Source organism: Parvularcula lutaonensis, from assembly GCF_014651915.1.
Lineage (GTDB): Bacteria > Pseudomonadota > Alphaproteobacteria > Caulobacterales > Parvularculaceae > Parvularcula > Parvularcula lutaonensis.
The window spans coordinates 1,360,757-1,377,177 of sequence record NZ_BMXU01000001.1 but is presented as its reverse complement, the minus strand read 5'-3'; the positions used below and the strand labels follow the sequence as shown (position 1 = coordinate 1,377,177).

Below are 16,421 nucleotides of genomic sequence, written 5' to 3'. Positions count from 1 at the left end.
CGTGGGGCAACACCTTGGGGGAAGGCTCGGTATGCACAGGAATCTCCACACTCTGCTGGCTGCGGCAGTGATCTGGCCCGTCACTTCACTGGCGCAGGTCGAGCGCCCGCGGGATGCCGAGGCCCCGGCACCAGTCGCGACCGAAGCCGGGGAGAAACCGGTCGAGCTTCCCCGCTGGCTTGAGAGGCGACTCGAAGACGCGCCAGAGGAGCTGCGAGAGTTCTTTCTCTCGGATGAAGGCGTCGGGGCTTATCCGAAGCCCGAACGCCTTTTCGAAAAGCTCAAGCCCAAAACCCGCGAGGCGACCATCGCCTATATCGAGGGCATGAAGTTCCTCGCCGACGAGGCAAAGTTCGATCCGGAAACGGATATGGCTTCTATTCCTCTCAATACGGATAGCTCAAGCTTCAACTCCTGGAAGGTGATGAGGCCGAAGGAGATGGACCCTGAGCGCGAGCCCGGCCCGATCAATATCAACTACTATGCTTCCAGCCGGTTCGGCATTGCAACCTTCGCCGGTGCGCCGGTTGCTGTGTATCCGGAGGACCTTGAGGCGGGCAATGTCGATGTCGCCATTGTCGGTGCGCCCCTCGACATGGGAAGCGGATATCGAGGCCAACGATACGGCCCGCAGGCCATGCGCGCCGTCTACGGCATGGTTGGCGAGGATATGGCCACCATGATCGCACCGGAACAGGTCCTCACCATTGTCGACTATGGCGACATTGCTGTTGACAACATGAGCACCGAGATCAGTGTGCACCATGTCCGCGAACGCGTACGCGAGATCGCCAATGCGGGAGCGGTGCCCTTCATTGTCGGCGGAGATCACAGCCTCGAATATCCCAATGTCGCAGCCTTGGCCGATGTTCACGGTAAGAAGAGCTTCGGCGTCATCCATTTCGATGCCCACTACGACGCAGGCCGCGGCAGGGCCCACTGGATCACCCATGGGCAACCTGTCTACCGGCTCGTCAAGGAAGGCCACGTGGACCCGGCGAGCTACATCCAGGTCGGCTTGCGCGGCCCATGGCCGGGACCTGACGGCTTCGAGTGGATGCGGAACAACGGCATGCGCTATCACACCATGGCCGAGGTTGAGAAAAAGGGCTGGGATACCGTGATGACGACCGCCCTCCGCGAAGCGCGAGAGGGCGGCAAGCCGATCTACATTTCCTTCGATGTCGATGTTCTGGACCCGGCCTATATGGTGGGGACCGGAACGCCCGTCCCCGGCGGCTTGACCATGCGGGAGGCTATTCCGCTCATCCGGGGTCTGTGTGCGGAGAATGAGATCCTTGGTTTCGAGATTGTCGAGGTCGCCCCAATGCTCGATCCGACCTATGCCACCGCACTCAATGCCAATTTCATCGTTCACGCCTGCCTCACCGGCATGGCGATGCGCAAGGAAGGCTTTGACGATGCTGGTTATTACAGCGACCTGACCACCGAACACCGCCAGCCCGAGGCGGGTGAGCTGGGCAAGGCTGAAGGCAAGCAGGTCGAGGTTGACGAGGGCTACGCCTGGTCCCCGCCGGGCCAAAGGCGCGCGGGGCCGCTGGACGAGGGCGGGGAAAGCCCCCAACTCTAGGCGCGTCGGCGCAGAAACCTTGGCTTCGATCAAGAAAAGGCCCGCAGCGCCGGTTTAGCCTCGCAGGATTTGAAGGAATGCGAGGACGGAGGTGCCCGATGGCGCAGGCGGGAGCGGCAGGGACAAGCAGCAGCGGGCAGAAGGCCCTGCGGAGTACTGACTCTCCTTGGGACTGGCTCGGCGAGGCGGTGGGTATCTACCGTCGGCAGTTCCTGATCTCGCTCGGCTATGGGCTTCTCTTCGTCGCCATCGGCTATGGGCTCTTCGGAGTTCTCGCCGCGTCGGGGCTTGCCTCCGTCATCCCGATCGCGATCGGTGCGTTCGCCCTTGTCGGCCCGCTCATGGCCACTGGCCTTTATGCCGTTGCGCGGGCGGACGACGAGGGGCGCAGGGCAACCATCCGGGAGACCCTTTTGCCGCGCGCAGCGTCTCCGACGCAGATCGCCTATCTCGGCGTCATCCTGCTCGTCGCCGTTCTCTTCTGGACGATCATCGCTGCGGCGCTCTTCGCCATCTTCCATGCCTCCGGCCTTTCCTCGCTGAGCGAGTTCGCGGCTTTTGCCCTCACCACCCCGAGAGGAATCGCGATGCTCGCCATCGGCAGCATCCTTGGCGGCCTGATGGCCTTCGGCATCTTCGCGATGACCGCATTTTCGATCCCCATGCTGATGGACCGCCATGTCGATTTCGCGACAGCGATCGGTGCAAGCATCGAGGCGGTGAAACGCCATCCCCGCACGATGCTCCTTTGGGCGTGGCTGATTGCGCTCTCTCTCTTCGTCGGAGCGGCGACGTTCCTGCTTGGCTTCGCGGTTCTCTTCCCTCTGCTCGGCTACGCCACCTGGGTCGGATACCGCAGCACCTTCGGATCGACCGGCCAGTAAGCGCCTAGAGGTCGTCGTCGAGAAGGATCCGCTGGGCGGCGCCTTCGGGGTCTTCATACTGATGGTCGCTCAGTGCCCAGAAGAAAGCAGCCACGCCAAGCCCGCCGAGAAAGAGCGCGACCGGGATCAGGACCAGCAAGACGTTCATGGGTTTCCTCCGTGGGTCTTCAGCCTGAGGGCGTTGAGCGTCACCACCATCGATGACCCGGACATGGCGAGCGCCGCGATGAGTGGCGTCACCAGCCCGGCCATGGCGGCCGGGGCAGCGACCAGGTTGTAGACGGCCGCAAAGGCGAAGTTCTGCAGGATATGACGCCGCGCCCGCCTGGCCATGCGCCAGGTCTGATGGACAGCGCTGATGCCTTCACCCTGGAAGACGAAGTCAGCTGCGGATTGCGCGGCATCGGCGGCCGTGCCCGGTGACAGAGAGACATCGGCCAGCGCGAGAGCAGGGGCATCGTTGATGCCGTCGCCCACCATGGCGACGGATCCGCTCTTCTTCAGTTCAGAGATGAACTCTGCTTTGTCCTCAGGTCGGACCTCAGACCGGTACTGCTCAATGCCGAGTGTTTCCGCCACGGCGCGGACGGCGGCTTCCTTGTCCCCCGAGAGCAGCGATACCGTTATCCCTGCGTCCCGCAGAGCCTCGATCGTGGCCCGGCCATCGGCTCGGACGCGGTCCTCGAAGGTCAACAGCACCGGCTCGTCGTCCCCGACCTTGAGCCATGCCTGCGGACCGGCAGACCCTGCGTCTTCTTCCGGGATGCCGACAAAGCCAGCCCGTCCGATCTTGACGGTCTCGCCTGACACCCTGCCTGACAGGCCCTCGCCAGGCACCTCGGTGACGTCTTCTGCGAGGACGCCGGGCCCCGCTGACGCGGCAATCGACCTTGCTATCGGATGAAGCCCTGCCCGCGCCAGGGCAAAGGCCGCGCTTCGCGCGCGCGGGCTCAGGATCTCCGCATTCGTCCATTCGAGCCTGCCCTCGGTCAGCGTTCCGGTCTTGTCGAAGACGACGTGCCTGATCCGGGCCAATCGCTCGAGCGCGTTGCCGCTTTTCACCAGAACCCCGCGCCGGAAAAGCTCGCCGGTCGCAACGACCTGGACCGCAGGTGTCGCCAGTCCAAGAGCGCATGGGCAGGTGATGATGAGCGTCGCCGTCGCCGCCATCACCGCCTCCCGGACCGATCCGCCCAGAAGCAGCCAACCGGCGACGGTCAGCGCAGCAAGGGAATGGACGATGGGGACATATGCCCTGGCTGCCTTGTCAGCCAGGATGGTATACTGATCTTTTGCCTGCTGGCCGGCTTCGACAAGCCGGACAAGGTCGGAGAGCACCGAGGTTGCGGTGTCCGACGTGGCCTTGACGACGAGGCGGGACGAAAGGTTGCGCGCCCCGGCGAGGACCGTGTCACCTTGGGAGGCAAGCCTCGGCAAGGTTTCGCCAGTCAGGAATGCGACGTCGAGATCCGAGGTCCCCTCGATGACCTCGGCATTGACCGGCAGGCGCGTGCCCGGTTGCACCACCAGCTTGTCGCCCGGCCGGATGTCCCTGGCCGAAACTGCCTCAGCATGGCCGTTGTCATCGAGCCGCAGGGCGGTCGTTGCCTGCAATGCGAGAAGGTCCCGCGCGGCCGAGCGCGCTTTCGTCCGTAGCCGGTGATCGAGCCAGCGCCCGATCAGCAGGAAGAACAAGAGCATGACGGCCGCATCGAAATAGGCGTGCTCGCCGCCGCTCAGTGCTTCAAACAGCGACACGCCGAGCGCCAGGAAAACGGCAAGGGAGATCGGCACGTCCATATTGGCGCGGCCATGCCTCAGTGCCTTCCACGCCGATTGGAAGAAAGGCCGCCCGGCAAAGGCGACCGCGGGAATGGCGATCAGTGCAGAGATGAGATGCAAGAGCGCGCGCGTCGCCTCGCCCATCTCACCGTCATGCGCGGCCCAGACCGATACAGAAAGCAGCATGATATTGGCTGACGCAAAACCGGCCACGGCCATGCAGCGCAGGAGGAAGCGCCCATGGCCGTCGTCAGCGTCTTCGGCCGCTGCCGGGTCGAAGGGGATGGCCGTATAGCCAAGGTCATTCACCGCTTCGGTGATCGCGATCGGTGCCAAAGACCCTGTCCATCGGACAGCCAGCTTCCCCGTCGAAAGGTTCAGTCTCGCAGACCTCACCCCGGGAAGCGCCGTCAACGCTCCCTCGATCTTGGCGATGCAGCCAGCGCATTTCGCACCGGTCACTGAGAGTTCGAGGTGTCGTTCGCCGCCTTGTTCACGGACGAATGGCCGAGGATCGGGGCGGTCCTCGGCTATCCTTGCAGGGGTAAGGCCGGAGGGGCAACCAAGATGGCGGACGGCAGCGGTCATGGCACCATCATCCTTCTCGTCGCTTCGAGCCCCGGCTCAGTATCGCCTTCCGCCGTAGCCTTGAGCGAGAGGTCCCAGACCCCACGGTCGAGCGGCGTGATCTCGGCGGTGTAGAGCCCGTTGCCTTGGTACTCGAAATCAAGATTCTGAAGCCCGCGATCCGTCACTGGGCGGACAATCCTGCCAGTCAGCACTGTATCGGCAAGCGGTTCACCGGTGGCGGTTTCGAGCCGGACGACGAGCCGCCTTGTCTCTCCTGCGCGGGGGTTCTCGACGAGCTTCAGCCTCCAGCCTTGCGCAGCCTGCCGCTTTTTCTCTGCAAGCTGATCATTGAAGTTGAGGCCCTGATAGTAGGATTTCTCGACCTGCTCTCCCGGGAAGCTGGTGACCGCCAGTTTCACGAAGATCGTATCCGTCACGATCACGACCGCGAAGAACGCGATGAAAGCGAACAGGACGTGCCGACCCGTGATCTCGTTTCCGCTGCGCCTTTCCATCATCGTTTCTCCTCCTCTATCCGTTCGGTCCCGCCCGGACGAAGCTCATGGTGCGGGTGGTCGTCTCGCCGCTCGCGAGGTCGGTCAGGGTCAGATCGATTTCCTCATGGCGTTGGGCCTCGGCAGGAAGGGTCAAGAACAGGCGGACCTTCACTTGGCGGTCGCCGGGGACGGTGAATGCGATTGACCGGTCTTCGACATCCCTGCCGACGGCTGAAACCTCAAGCGCATCCGGCCCACTGACAGAGAGCATGAACTCTCGCGGCTCGCTGTCCTTGTTCAGGATGCGGGCGGTAACAGCGTTCCGTATGCTGCCATCAGACAATGTGGTTGCAAGCACGGCGCGATCGCGTTCAAGGCCAAACTCGACGCTCTCTCGGGACTGGAACCCCACCAGCATCAAAACCGAGACAAGAAAGATCGCTGCTAGATAGATATAGATCCGTGGACGGAAAATCTTTGGGAAGCGCCTGCGGTCCTTTGGGTCCTTCACCCGGGTATAGTCGTTCCCGTAGGCGATCAGCGCCTTGGGCAGGCCGACCTTTGCCATGACCGCATCGCAGGCATCGACGCACAGCCCGCAATTGATGCATTCGAGCTGGTCGCCGTCGCGGATGTCGATCCCCATCGGGCAGGCGACGACGCAGCCATTGCAATCGATGCAATCGCCTAGCTTCGACCAGTCCGCGCCCTTCTTGTGCTTACCCCGTGGTTCGCCGCGCAGGGCGTAGTAGCCGACCTGGAAGGTCTCGGCGTCGGTCATCGCGCCCTGGATGCGGGGCCATGGGCACATATAGGTGCAGACTTGCTCGCGCATCATTCCGGCCAGGGTATAGGTCGTGAAAGTCAGTAGACCAATAAAGATGTAAGAGCTTCCCGGGGCTTCCCCCGAGAAGAGCCCGCGGATGACCGTGGGTGCATCATGGAAATAGAGCACCCATGCCCCGCCCGTGCAGGCGGCGATCAACAGCCACAGGCTGTGCTTGGCCACTTTCTTGGCGATCTTGTCCGCCGTCCAGGGCTTCTTCGCCAATTGCAGCCGCTTGTTGCGGTCGCCTTCGATCATTCGCTCGACCGCGATGTAAAGATCCGTCCACACCGTCTGTGGGCAGGCGTAACCGCACCAGAGGCGCCCCCAGATCGCTGTCGTCAGGAAAAGGAGGAGGGCGGACAAGACAAGGACGCCTGTCACCAGGTAGAACTCATCAGGCCAGATCTCGATGCCGAAGAAGTAGAGCCTGCTACCGGCGAAATCGACGAGGACCGCCTGGCTGGGCTCATGCGGCGCGCGCGGCCAGCGTAACCAAGGCAGGGTGTAGTAGGTGCCGAGGGTCACGAAGAGCACCGCCCATTTTATCAGGCGGTACTTCCCCTTGACCAGCTTGGGGTGGATAGCCTCACGCTTGGCGTAGAGCTGCGGATGAGCCTCATCGAACGGCATCGACGTCATTTCCCGCCTGCGGCGTCCTCCGTTTCTTGATCGTCAATGCGCGCATAATCCTGCTCGCCACCTCCAAGGGCGTGGACATAGACGGCGAGCGCGGTGATCGTGGCGTCATCCAGCCGATCTCCCCATGCAGGCATGACACCGTTCCGGCCGCTATGTATCTGTGCACGGATTGACCGCAGGTCCCCTCCATATAGCCACTCGGCATCAGTGAGGTTGGGGGCCCCGAACTCCCGGTTCCCGCGGCCGTCCTTGCCGTGGCATGTAGCACACTGGGCCTCGAAGATCGGCCGTGCAGCTTCGATCGCCTCGGGGTTATCGACGTCCTCGGACAGGCTTTTGACGTAGACGGCAAGATTGTCGATGTCTCTGGGAGACAGGATTTTCTGTTCACCATAAGCCGGCATGGAGGAAAATCGCGTCTGTTCCGAGTGCGAACGAATGCCGTGGGTAATTGTGTATTTGATGTCTTCCAGGGTCCCGCCCCACAGCCAGACATCGTCGGCAAGGCTTGGATAACCGCTGAAACCGCGCCCGCCCACGCCGTGGCAGGTGGCGCAATTGTCACCAAAGGCGGACTTGCCGGCAGCCATCACGAACTGGAAGAGCTCCGGGTCCTGTTCGATTGCTTCGAGCGAAAGATCAGACAGGAGGCGGTTCGCAAGCTCCGACCGCTCGTTCGATGCAAGGGCGATCTCCTCGGCAACCTTGTCCCGGTCGGAGTACTTCCTCAGTCCGGGGAAGCCGGGGAACGACGGCATGAAGATGCAGTAGGCTACCGCCCACGCAATGGTGGCGTAGAAGACGATCAGCCACCAGCGAGGAAGCGGATTGTTCAGCTCCTTGATGCCGTCCCACTCATGGCCGGTGGTCTCGACGCCGGTGTGGCCGTCGACCTCAGTTTTGTCCGTCTGGTGATCGTTATTGGTCATCGTCACTACCATCCCGGTCAAGGGGAACGAAACGCGCGCGGGAGAAAGTCGCCTTGTTGGCGGGCGACAGCGCGTAGAAAAGGATCAGCGCGAAAGCGATGATGAAGAGGAGCAGGCCGAAGGTCTGCGCGATATTGGAAAGAAGAACGTGCACTTTCAGCCCTCCGTCCCGTCGGTCTGGATCTCAGCGGAAAGATCGTCGGGGTCGGGAGCGTCGATCTCGAACGTCGAAAAGTCGACCATGGTCCCCAAGACCTGGAGATAGGCGATCAGCGCATCCATCTCCGTGATTGTCTTGTTGGTCGGGATGTCGGGGATCGCCACCCCTCCCCAGCGTTCCTCGAAGCCGGAATAGTCCTCGGCATACGGCGAACCTGCCTGCATCCGGAGATCGTGAGCCGCACTCTCGATCTGCTCGTCCGTATAAGGCACGCCTACCTTGCGGTTGGTCTTCATCTTGTCGGCGATCCGCTCGATATCGAGCTCCTCACCGTCGAGGAAGGCGTAGGGCGGCATCACCGAGCCGGGGACGAGGCTCCGCGGGTCGATCAGGTGCTGGCGGTGCCAGTCGTCGGAATACTTGCCGCCAACGCGCGCGAGATCCGGGCCAGTACGCTTGGAACCCCACTGAAACGGATGGTCATACATGCTCTCAGCCGCGAGGGAGTAGTGCCCATAGCGTTCGACCTCATCCCTCAGGGGGCGGACCATCTGGCTATGGCAGCTGTAACAGCCTTCTCGGATGTAGATATCCCGGCCGGCCAGTTCGAGCGGCGTATAGGGACGAACGCCTTCAACCTTTTCGATCGTGTTCTCGACATAGAAGAGTGGTGCGATCTCGATGAGGCCGCCGATCGACACCACGACCAGGATGGCCGCGACGAGAGGGCCCGAATTTTTCTCGAGGAACTTGTGACGGTTCATGATGCTCATGGCGGTTACTCCGCAGGGACAGCGACGGTGTCGGCGGGAGCGGCGGGCGCGGCATTGCGCTCGCTCTCCCGCACCCGGCCGGTGGCCGTCATATAGAGGTTGTAGCACATGATCAGTGCACCAATCAGGAACATCGAGCCGCCGGTCGCCCTGATGATGTAGGGGATGTGCTTCGCTTCGACGGTTTCGATGAACGAGTACTGGAGGAAGCCGAACTCGTCATAGGCGCGCCACTGCAGGCCCTCGGTGATTCCTGCCACCCACATCGCGCAGATGTAGAGAAGGATACCGATCGTCGCGATCCAGAAGTGCCATTCGACGAGGGCGAGGGAGTAAAGACGCTCCCGCTTCCACACCCACTGCGTGAGGCAGTAGAGCGCACCGAAGCTGATGAAGCCGACCCAGCCGAGAGAACCTGAATGCACGTGACCGATACCCCATTCGGTATAGTGTGACAGGGCATTCACCGCACGGATGGAAAGTAGCGGGCCTTCGAAGGTCGACATGCCATAGAAGGCGAGCGAAACGATCATCATACGAACGACTGGGTCGGTCCGCAGCTTGTCCCAGGCCCCGGAGAGGGTCATGATTCCGTTGATCATCCCGCCCCAGCTCGGCATCCACAGCATGACAGAGAACACCATGCCGAGGGTCTGCGCCCATTGGGGAAGAGCCGTGTAATGAAGGTGGTGCGGGCCTGCCCAGATATAGATGAAGATCAGTGACCAGAAGTGCACGATCGACAGCCGGTAGGAATAGACCGGCCGGTTCACCCTTTTCGGGATGAAGTAGTACATGATGGCGAGGAAGCCCGCGGTCAAGAAGAAGCCGACGGCATTATGCCCGTACCACCACTGGGTCAGTGCATCCTGAACGCCCGAGAAGAGCGAATAGCTCCGGCTTTCGAGAATGCTCACCGGAACGGCGAGATTGTTGACCACGTGCAGCATCGCCACGGTCACGATGAAGGCGAGATAGAACCAGTTCGCCACGTAGATGTGGGGTTCTTTCCGCTTCCACAAGGTGCCGAGGAAAACGAGGAGATAGACGACCCAGACGATGGTCAGCCAAAGATCCGCATACCACTCGGGCTCGGCGTATTCCCGCGACTGGGTGATGCCCATCAGGTAGCCGGTCGCCGCGATGACGATGAACAGGTTATAGCCCCAGAACACGAACCAAGGCAGCGTCCCGCCCCACAGCCGCGCCTTGGTTGTCCGTTGCACGACATAGAACGAGGTCGCAATGAGCACGTTGCCGCCAAAGGCGAAGATCACCGCGGAAGTGTGCACTGGCCGCAACCGTGAAAAATTCGTCCACGGAAGGCTCGGAAAGGACAGTGTTTCGGGGAAGGCGAGCTGCCATGCGATCAGCGTTCCAACGAGGAACCCTGCGACCCCCCAGAAGGCCGAAGCGAAAACCCCGGCCTTCACGACGCCCATATTGTAGGCTGTCGCATCGGGTCGCGTCCCTGACTGAAGGTGGAGGAGAAGGGCGTAGAGCCCGGCGCTGAACGCTGCCAGGAACAAGAACGCATGAACGCGCATGGCCTCTTCAGGCGTTGCTGCTGCGATCACGAAGAAGAAGAGTGTGCCTATACCGAGGAAAAAGGCGAGAAACGGGATCTCATCGCCGGATTCCCGGATGGGCTGGGGAGCTGTCTGATTCTGCACGCCGAACCTGCCGGTTTCACCACTGGATCAGGTGTGTCTTCGCAGGTCGGGCAGGGAATGAATTGCGCGAGGTCAAGGAACCCGTTCCTCGGCGGGCTAGGTAGGCTAGAAAGAAACAGTTCGGCAGCCATGGCCTCTCATGTCCCAACCGTTGTGGCCCGTGTCCTCGCTGCGCTGGCTCTTGCCTTGCCGGTCGAAGGCATCGCCGTCTCCCCGGGGCTCCCTCTCGTTCGGGTGTGCACCAGTGATGGCTTCGTCCGGCTCGTGCCCTTCGGCGTGCCGGACCGGGCGCCGGAGGAGCGCCACGCCTGCCACGCCGCTGCCGTCTGCACCCGCCAGCAGCAGGTGCCTGTTCCGGGTGGGAAGGCTCAGCGGCCTTGAACGGACTCCCGCGCGATGACCGTGGTCGGAAGAATGACGGGGTCGACGGACCTGCCGTCCCGAGCAGCCGCCTCGAGGAGCCGCACAGCCTCCGCCGCCATCTCGCGGATGGGTTGGCGGACTGTCGTCAGCGGAGGCCAGATGGAAGAAGCCAGCGAAACATCGTCGAACCCGGCGATTGAGAGGTCATCGGGGATCGTCAGTCCACGTTGAAGCGCCGCGGCGATGGCACCCGCTGCCATGTCGTCATTGCTGGCGAAGATCGCGGTCGGCCGGGTCTCGGGCGCGAGGAGCTCGAGCGCCGCCTCCATGCCCGACCGGTAGGTGTAGTCGCCCGTGGCGCGCAGGTCCGGCCCGTGCGGCAGGCCCGCTGCCGCCATGGCCGCTTCGAACCCGCGCCGCCGCCGGGCGCTCGACACCTGGTCCGGAGGGCCTTCGATGAAACCGATCCGCTCGTGGCCGAGGGCGATCAGGTGCTCCGTCATTCCCCGGGCTGCTTCGTGGTCATCGATCATCACATAGGGCGCATCCGTCGTCTCCTCACCCGGCGCAATACGGACGAAAGGCAGCCCTGCGGCTTCGATCATCTTGCCGGCTTCGGGGCGCTCCCCGACCGGTGGGCAAACAATCAGTCCCTGTACCCCGCTCCCTCGGATCGCCTCGGCAATCGCCTCAGCATCATCCCAGGCCCGTCCGGCGATATAGTCTTCGACAAGCAGGTGGTGGCCCCGCTCACGGCAAGCAGCCATGGCGCCCAGCATCAACTCAGCAAGGTAGTTCGCGCTCGGATTGTTATAGAGAAGGCCGATGAGCAGCGATCGTCGCCCGGCAAGGCTCTGGGCCACGGGATTGGGTCGGTAGTTCAGTTCACGGATCGCCTTGCGCACCCGCTCCGCTGTCTCGGGCTTCACCTTCTCGGGCTGGTTCAGGACTCGCGATACCGTCATGAGCGAGACGCCGACGCGCTCGGCGACGTGCTTGACGGTCACGACGGCGCGCTTGGTATCAGTCTCGCCGCTGTCGCTCATCATGGTCTTCCTGGCCCGCGCGCTACCACCTTACGGTGAAGGATGCGCGGGGCCAAATGACAGGCGAAACAGTGCTCTAGGCTGCGAGTGCGCCGCTCATCTGGTAGGTCTGGCCGGCAAGCCGGGTCAGCGTGTTGTCGCGTTGCCACTTGGCAAAGGTGCGGCTCACGGTTTCGAGGGTCAGTCCGGTGAAGTCTGCAATCTGCTGCCGGGTCAGTGGCAGGTCGAAGCGACCCTCGTCCTCGCCCAGGCAGTCAGCGGCCAGAAGGACGAAGTCCATCAGCCGCTCCGAAGCGCTTTTGCGCGAGAGCATGGTGATGTGCCGGCGCTCCATGGCGAGGCGCTCCCGCATTTGCTCGATCAGGAAGGCAGCCGTGTCTTTCGAGGCGAGGAGTTCCGATGCCTGGAAACTTGCCACCTGGCACTCGGTCAGGGCTTCGGCGAAGTGGTCGATCTCGCCCTCGGTTTCAAAATGGAGGAAGTCGCCCGGCCCTGCGAGATCGAGGACCTGACGCCGCCCATCGGGGAGGATCGTGTAAAGAATGACGGCGCCGGAAAGCAGCTTCGGCAGCGCTCCGGCCGCATCTCCTGCCGCAAACAGCGTGGCCTTCTTCGGGTAGGTCTTGATCAGCGATTGCGCCATGTCGTCCTCCTCCTCTTGTTTCGAGAAGGTGGCCGAAACGAAAAGCGCGCGGAATCCGCAACGCCGCGTAAGGGCAATCCCTTACAGTGTCCCGATCGCTTCAAGCAGCTGCGTCGTCGTCAGCGGCTTTCGGAAGGCGGCCTCCGGCTTGATTGCCTGCACTGCCGCATCGAAGGCGGAAGCCCGTTCTGCGGAGATGAGGATCAGTCGGCAATCGACCGAACGCTCTCGCAGCGCAGCGGCGACCTGGTATCCGTCCACCTTAGGCAAGAGCAGGTCGAGCAGGACCACGTCTCCTGGCTTCGGCGAAGCGCTGTCCAGGAAGTGCTGGCCGTCGGCAAAGGAGACCACCTCGACGCCCTGCCCCTCAATGAGGAGGGAAAGGGCGTCCCGCACCGCCGGGTCATCCTCGATGATGAACACGCGGGAAGGGCATGGCGCATCGCTTGGCATGGCGCGGAACTAGGCCCGATTGCGGGAGAGAACGTTGCGTTGCCGCAAAGCTCAACCGAGTGACGAGAGAAGCCTGACCAATCCCGCTACATTGCGCACGCCCAGCTTGTCGAGGACCCGCGAACGGTGGATCTCGACCGTCCGTGGGCTGCAGTCGAGTTCCAGCGCAACTTCCTTGTTGCTGAGCCCTTCGTTGAGAAGCTCAGCAACCTCCTTTTCGCGCGGCGTGAGGCGGGATAGCGCTTCCTGTCGCGCTGCCGATCCGAGCTCGGAGGTCTCCCGCGCCTCGGTGATCGCCGCCTCCAGCTCTTCTGCGGAGAACGGCTTCTCGATGAAGCTCACGGCACCGAGGCGCATCGCCTGCACCGCGGCCTTCACGTCGCCATGGGCGCTGATCATCACCACCGGATAGTCCGGCTTGCCGCGGCGGGAGAGGTCACGCAGCACGTCAAAGCCTGACGGTCCCGGCATCTTGAGATCGAGGAAAACGACATCCCAGTCGCTCTCGCTCCCCGTTGCAAGGAAGGCCTCGCCGCTCTCGAAGCCGGAAATCTCCCGTCCCGTCCGATCGAGGACGAGAAGCGCCGCCTCCCGGAGGCTGTCGTCATCGTCGACAATCGCGATTTTTTCAGGGGCGCTCATAGGTTCCTTTCGTCCGGCTGGGGCAACTCCAGGATGAACGAAGCGCCGCCAAGGCCGTCCCGATACCCGTCCGGAGCCTTATAGAGAAGCCTGCCGCCATGAGCTTCGGCAATTGTCCGGCAGATCGACAGCCCGATGCCCAACCCTTTTGTCTTGGTGCTCGCGAAGGGCTGGAACAGCTTGTCCTCGAATTCAGGCCCGACACCGGGGCCGTTGTCGAGGACCTCGATCCGGAGAGGGTCACCGCTCCGCACCCTGACGACGACCTGACCGCGGGGCTGGTCACCGACCGCATCGAGTGCGTTCTTGATGAGGTTGACGAGGATCATCCTGATCTGCGTGCTGTCGCCGAACAGCATGGCCGGGCCGGTTGTCTCGATGCGGATGGTGTCCGGCCGTTGGCTGACCGTCCGGCACAGCTCGACAGCGCTGTCGATGACTTGCCCGAGGTCGAAAAGGCTGTGTTCGCCGTCGGAGCGTTCGACCATTTGCCGGATTCGGCGGACAATATTTCCGGCGCGCTCGGCCTCCTCCCTGACCCGCGCAAAGATCCTCCGTGCACCGTCAGGATCGTTCTCGAGCTTCCTTTCGGCTGCGACGAGGAAAAGATCGACGGCGGTCAGCGGCTGGTTCAGCTCATGGGCAAGTGCGGCGCCCATCTCGCTGACAGCGGAGTGCCTGCCGATCAGCTCGATCTGTTCCTGAAGGGCTCGCGTCCGTTCGCGCTCGGCCATCTGCTCGCTGAGGTCGTGGATGATGCCGACGAAATAGCGCTCCCCAGCTTCCCTGAACTCGCCCACCGAAAGGTGCAGCGGAAAAACCGAGCCGTCCTTCTTCACCCCCTGCACCTGGCGCCCGATGCCGATGATCCTGGCTTCGCCTGTCGACAGGTAGTTCTCGATATACTGGCCGTGGTTGCGCGCGTGATGCTCCGGCATCAACATGGCGACATCCTGCCCGAGGACCTCCTCGGCGGAATAGCCGAAGATCCGTTCCGAAGCGCGGTTGTAAAGCCGCACGCGGCCGTCGGCGGAGATCGACAGGATGCCGTCGACAGCCGTGTCTATGAGGGCGCGTAACTGCTGCTGTTCGAACATCGCTTCACGCTAGAGCGCTCGCGCCCGGCTGTGGAGGGGCATCGGCAGGACCCCGGGGGCCTGCCGCGCCTGTCGTCATGCGTTTTCTTCGACCTTCAGCGCGCCGCGGCGGATCTGGTCGCGTTCCATCGACTCGAAGAGAGCCTTGAAATTGCCCTCGCCGAAGCCGTCATCTCCCTTGCGCTGGATGAATTCGAAGAACACCGGGCCGACCTGTGTTTCCGAGAAGATCTGCAGCAGGAGACGCGGGCTTTCATCGGTGGTGCCATCCATCAGGATGCCGCGGGCCTTCAGCTCCTCCACCGGCTCGCCGTGCCCGGGAAGGCGTTCGTCGAGCATTTCGTAATAGGTATCGGGCGGCGCGGTCATGAAGGGCACGCCGCGTTCCTTGAGCCGGTCCCAGCACGCATAGAGGTCCGAACAGCTGAAGGCGATGTGCTGGATGCCTTCGCCGTTGAATTCGCGCAGGAACTCCTCGATCTGGCCCTTGCCGTTCTCGCCTTCTTCGTTGAGAGGTATGCGGATCTTTCCATCCGGTGCGGTCAGCGCCTTCGAGGTCAGGCCGGTATATTCGCCCTTGATGTCGAAGAAGCGGATCTCCTTGAAGTTGAAGAGCTTCTCATAGTAATCCGCCCAATAGGCCATGCGGCCGGAATAGACGTTGTGGGTCAGGTGATCGATCACCTCGAAGCCCGCGCCTTCGGGATGCCTTTCGACGCCGTCGAGATACTTGAAGTCGATGTCGTAGATCGAGAGATCGTCCCCGTACCGATCAACGAGGTAGATGATCGCGCCACCGATTCCGCGGATCGCAGGAAGCTTCAGCTCCATCGGGCCCGCCTCGATATGCACCGGCTCGGCGCCGCGTTCGAGCAGGTAGTCATAGGCTTTCTTTGCGTCCTTGACCCGGAAGGCCATGCCGCAGGCCGAGGGGCCGTGCTCGCGCGAGAAATACCAGGCCGGGGACTTCGGCTCGTAGTTGGCAATGAGGTTGATGCCGCCCTGACGCCAAAGGTGGACGTCCTTCGAGCGGTGCTCCGCCACCTTGGTGAACCCGATGGTCTCGAAGACCTTCTCGAGCTGGCCTTTCTCAGGCGCAGAGAACTCAATGAATTCAAAGCCGTCGAGGCCCACGGGGTTTTCAAACAGGTCCGCCATCGGTCGTCTCCCAAAATGGTTTCATCTGAAACGAATTTCCACGCCAGAAACCACGGGATGGACTGAAGGGCAAGTCCCGGGTCTAGAGGTGCCGCAGCCGCGCGTTGGTGATCGTCCTCAGGGTTTCCGCTGCCAGTTGGACCGAGCGCAGCTTGGTCTCCGCGGCACTTTTGCGCAGCCCCCGGTAGTTCGCGAGGGGTCCGGCGAGTTCGCGCGGGTAGGACAGCGCGATCTTGTCATGGGAAAGCGAGGCGAGGGCCCGGGTCACGTCGAACTGCGAGGCGAAGGCGAGGTTGCGTCCGTTGCGGGTCGGCAGCTGGTGCATGAAAACGTAGTTCTCGAACGGTGTTCCGTCCTTCCGCGCGTTCTGCATCACCGCGCGGGCGGTCAGGATGTCGGGGTTGTCCAGCATGGCTCGCAGGCGTGCGCGCGCTTCGGGATCCTGCTCGCCGCGCTGCAGGAACCGGCAGTTGCGGCCGATGACTTCTTCGACAGCATAGCCCGTCAGGGCGACGAACCCCTCATTGGCGTAGATTATAGGCTCGTCTTCCCGATCGAGATCGGCAATAGAGATGGAGATGGCATAGCTGCTGAACGCCGCCCGAAGTCTCTGAAATTCAGCGGTTTCCGCCATGCTTTCCGATCTTGCAAACCGCCTGCGACCACTGGAAGACAGGCGAACACTCAAAGAA

The 16,421-nt window shown here is 62.6% G+C and carries 18 protein-coding genes; 3 read left to right on the top strand and 15 right to left on the bottom strand.

All coding sequences use genetic code 11. The features are described 5' to 3' along the window. The first annotated feature begins 31 nt into the window (after positions 1 to 31). Both IE053_RS06670 and IE053_RS06665 read left to right on the top strand, forming a co-directional pair. Complete coding sequence (locus tag IE053_RS06670) at positions 32 to 1,591, top strand: agmatinase family protein (protein WP_189573651.1); 1,560 nt, start codon at positions 32 to 34, stop codon at positions 1,589 to 1,591. Positions 1,592 to 1,689: 98 nt separating this feature from the next. Next, entirely contained in the window at positions 1,690 to 2,475 is a 786-nt protein-coding gene (locus IE053_RS06665) for a DUF2189 domain-containing protein (RefSeq protein ID WP_189573648.1), read from the top strand. A gap of 4 nt (positions 2,476 to 2,479) precedes the next feature. On the opposite strand, the gene ccoS is transcribed toward IE053_RS06665, so the two are convergent. Genes ccoS through ccoN form a run of 8 tightly spaced genes read right to left on the bottom strand, consistent with a single transcriptional unit; the run spans position 2,480 to position 10,201 of the window. Further along, the gene (gene ccoS, locus IE053_RS06660) at positions 2,480 to 2,623 is read right to left on the bottom strand and encodes a cbb3-type cytochrome oxidase assembly protein CcoS (protein ID WP_189573646.1); all 144 of its coding nucleotides are present in this window, start codon (positions 2,621 to 2,623) and stop codon (positions 2,480 to 2,482) included. Continuing rightward, positions 2,620 to 4,845 (bottom strand): heavy metal translocating P-type ATPase, encoded by a 2,226-nt coding sequence (locus IE053_RS06655; protein ID WP_189573644.1) that lies wholly within the window; start codon positions 4,843 to 4,845, stop codon positions 2,620 to 2,622. Before IE053_RS06655 ends, ccoS begins: the two co-directional genes overlap by 4 nt. Beyond that, entirely contained in the window at positions 4,842 to 5,345 is a 504-nt protein-coding gene (locus IE053_RS06650; RefSeq protein WP_189573642.1) for a FixH family protein, read from the bottom strand. The genes IE053_RS06655 and IE053_RS06650 overlap by 4 nt, the downstream gene beginning before the upstream one ends. 13 nt (positions 5,346 to 5,358) lie before the next feature. After that, positions 5,359 to 6,783, bottom strand: coding sequence for a cytochrome c oxidase accessory protein CcoG (gene ccoG / locus IE053_RS06645; RefSeq protein ID WP_229786085.1), 1,425 nt, complete (start codon positions 6,781 to 6,783; stop codon positions 5,359 to 5,361). Between the two features lie 5 nt (positions 6,784 to 6,788). After that, a complete protein-coding gene (gene ccoP / locus IE053_RS06640; RefSeq protein WP_189573639.1) occupies positions 6,789 to 7,721 on the bottom strand; it encodes a cytochrome-c oxidase, cbb3-type subunit III in 933 nt (310 codons plus the stop codon). After that, positions 7,711 to 7,875, bottom strand: a complete 165-nt coding sequence (locus tag IE053_RS06635) for a cbb3-type cytochrome c oxidase subunit 3 (protein ID WP_189573637.1) — start codon at positions 7,873 to 7,875, stop codon at positions 7,711 to 7,713. The genes ccoP and IE053_RS06635 overlap by 11 nt, the downstream gene beginning before the upstream one ends. Positions 7,876 to 7,877: 2 nt before the next feature. Beyond that, complete coding sequence (ccoO, locus tag IE053_RS06630; RefSeq protein WP_189573635.1) at positions 7,878 to 8,654, bottom strand: cytochrome-c oxidase, cbb3-type subunit II; 777 nt, start codon at positions 8,652 to 8,654, stop codon at positions 7,878 to 7,880. A 5-nt stretch (positions 8,655 to 8,659) separates the two neighbouring features. Further along, the gene (ccoN, locus tag IE053_RS06625) at positions 8,660 to 10,201 is read right to left on the bottom strand and encodes a cytochrome-c oxidase, cbb3-type subunit I (RefSeq protein WP_189574806.1); all 1,542 of its coding nucleotides are present in this window, start codon (positions 10,199 to 10,201) and stop codon (positions 8,660 to 8,662) included. 279 nt (positions 10,202 to 10,480) lie between these two features. Here ccoN and IE053_RS06620 point away from each other — a divergent pair, with 279 nt between their 5' ends. Continuing rightward, positions 10,481 to 10,708, top strand: coding sequence for a hypothetical protein (locus IE053_RS06620; protein WP_189573632.1), 228 nt, complete (start codon positions 10,481 to 10,483; stop codon positions 10,706 to 10,708). Here the strand turns inward: IE053_RS06620 and IE053_RS06615 are convergent. The 7 genes from IE053_RS06615 to IE053_RS06585 form a co-directional block, all read right to left on the bottom strand. Next, complete coding sequence (locus IE053_RS06615; protein WP_189573629.1) at positions 10,696 to 11,739, bottom strand: LacI family DNA-binding transcriptional regulator; 1,044 nt, start codon at positions 11,737 to 11,739, stop codon at positions 10,696 to 10,698. The genes IE053_RS06620 and IE053_RS06615 overlap by 13 nt on opposite strands. Positions 11,740 to 11,812: 73 nt before the next feature. After that, positions 11,813 to 12,379, bottom strand: coding sequence for a Crp/Fnr family transcriptional regulator (locus IE053_RS06610; protein ID WP_189573626.1), 567 nt, complete (start codon positions 12,377 to 12,379; stop codon positions 11,813 to 11,815). A gap of 81 nt (positions 12,380 to 12,460) precedes the next feature. Continuing rightward, positions 12,461 to 12,832, bottom strand: a complete 372-nt coding sequence (locus IE053_RS06605) for a response regulator (RefSeq protein WP_189573623.1) — start codon at positions 12,830 to 12,832, stop codon at positions 12,461 to 12,463. 51 nt (positions 12,833 to 12,883) lie between these two features. Further along, the gene (locus IE053_RS06600) at positions 12,884 to 13,474 is read right to left on the bottom strand and encodes a response regulator transcription factor (RefSeq protein WP_189573620.1); all 591 of its coding nucleotides are present in this window, start codon (positions 13,472 to 13,474) and stop codon (positions 12,884 to 12,886) included. Beyond that, a complete protein-coding gene (locus IE053_RS06595) occupies positions 13,471 to 14,571 on the bottom strand; it encodes a two-component system sensor histidine kinase NtrB (protein ID WP_189573617.1) in 1,101 nt (366 codons plus the stop codon). Before IE053_RS06595 ends, IE053_RS06600 begins: the two co-directional genes overlap by 4 nt. Before the next feature lie 75 nt (positions 14,572 to 14,646). After that, entirely contained in the window at positions 14,647 to 15,729 is a 1,083-nt protein-coding gene (gene hppD / locus IE053_RS06590) for a 4-hydroxyphenylpyruvate dioxygenase (protein WP_189573614.1), read from the bottom strand. A gap of 82 nt (positions 15,730 to 15,811) precedes the next feature. Next, positions 15,812 to 16,363 carry a PAS domain-containing protein gene (locus IE053_RS06585; RefSeq protein WP_189573611.1) on the bottom strand — a complete coding sequence of 184 codons (552 nt, stop codon included), beginning with the start codon at positions 16,361 to 16,363 and terminating at the stop codon, positions 15,812 to 15,814. Positions 16,364 to 16,421: the final 58 nt, after the last annotated feature.

Excerpts from the sequence above, each read along its gene's own strand:
- IE053_RS06605 (WP_189573623.1), bottom strand. The coding sequence starts at position 12,832 with ATGCCAAGCGATGCGCCATGCCCTTCCCGCGTGTTCATCATCGAGGAT.
- IE053_RS06670 (WP_189573651.1), top strand. The coding sequence starts at position 32 with ATGCACAGGAATCTCCACACTCTGCTGGCTGCGGCAGTGATCTGGCCC.
- ccoG (WP_229786085.1), bottom strand. The coding sequence starts at position 6,783 with ATGCCGTTCGATGAGGCTCATCCGCAGCTCTACGCCAAGCGTGAGGCT.
- IE053_RS06585 (WP_189573611.1), bottom strand. The coding sequence starts at position 16,363 with ATGGCGGAAACCGCTGAATTTCAGAGACTTCGGGCGGCGTTCAGCAGC.
- ccoO (WP_189573635.1), bottom strand. The coding sequence starts at position 8,654 with ATGAGCATCATGAACCGTCACAAGTTCCTCGAGAAAAATTCGGGCCCT.
- ccoN (WP_189574806.1), bottom strand. The coding sequence starts at position 10,201 with ATGCGCGTTCATGCGTTCTTGTTCCTGGCAGCGTTCAGCGCCGGGCTC.
- ccoS (WP_189573646.1), bottom strand. The coding sequence starts at position 2,623 with ATGAACGTCTTGCTGGTCCTGATCCCGGTCGCGCTCTTTCTCGGCGGG.
- IE053_RS06655 (WP_189573644.1), bottom strand. The coding sequence starts at position 4,845 with ATGACCGCTGCCGTCCGCCATCTTGGTTGCCCCTCCGGCCTTACCCCT.
- IE053_RS06650 (WP_189573642.1), bottom strand. The coding sequence starts at position 5,345 with ATGATGGAAAGGCGCAGCGGAAACGAGATCACGGGTCGGCACGTCCTG.
- IE053_RS06665 (WP_189573648.1), top strand. The coding sequence starts at position 1,690 with ATGGCGCAGGCGGGAGCGGCAGGGACAAGCAGCAGCGGGCAGAAGGCC.
- ccoP (WP_189573639.1), bottom strand. The coding sequence starts at position 7,721 with ATGACCAATAACGATCACCAGACGGACAAAACTGAGGTCGACGGCCAC.
- IE053_RS06600 (WP_189573620.1), bottom strand. The coding sequence starts at position 13,474 with ATGAGCGCCCCTGAAAAAATCGCGATTGTCGACGATGACGACAGCCTC.
- IE053_RS06595 (WP_189573617.1), bottom strand. The coding sequence starts at position 14,571 with ATGTTCGAACAGCAGCAGTTACGCGCCCTCATAGACACGGCTGTCGAC.
- IE053_RS06610 (WP_189573626.1), bottom strand. The coding sequence starts at position 12,379 with ATGGCGCAATCGCTGATCAAGACCTACCCGAAGAAGGCCACGCTGTTT.
- IE053_RS06615 (WP_189573629.1), bottom strand. The coding sequence starts at position 11,739 with ATGATGAGCGACAGCGGCGAGACTGATACCAAGCGCGCCGTCGTGACC.
- hppD (WP_189573614.1), bottom strand. The coding sequence starts at position 15,729 with ATGGCGGACCTGTTTGAAAACCCCGTGGGCCTCGACGGCTTTGAATTC.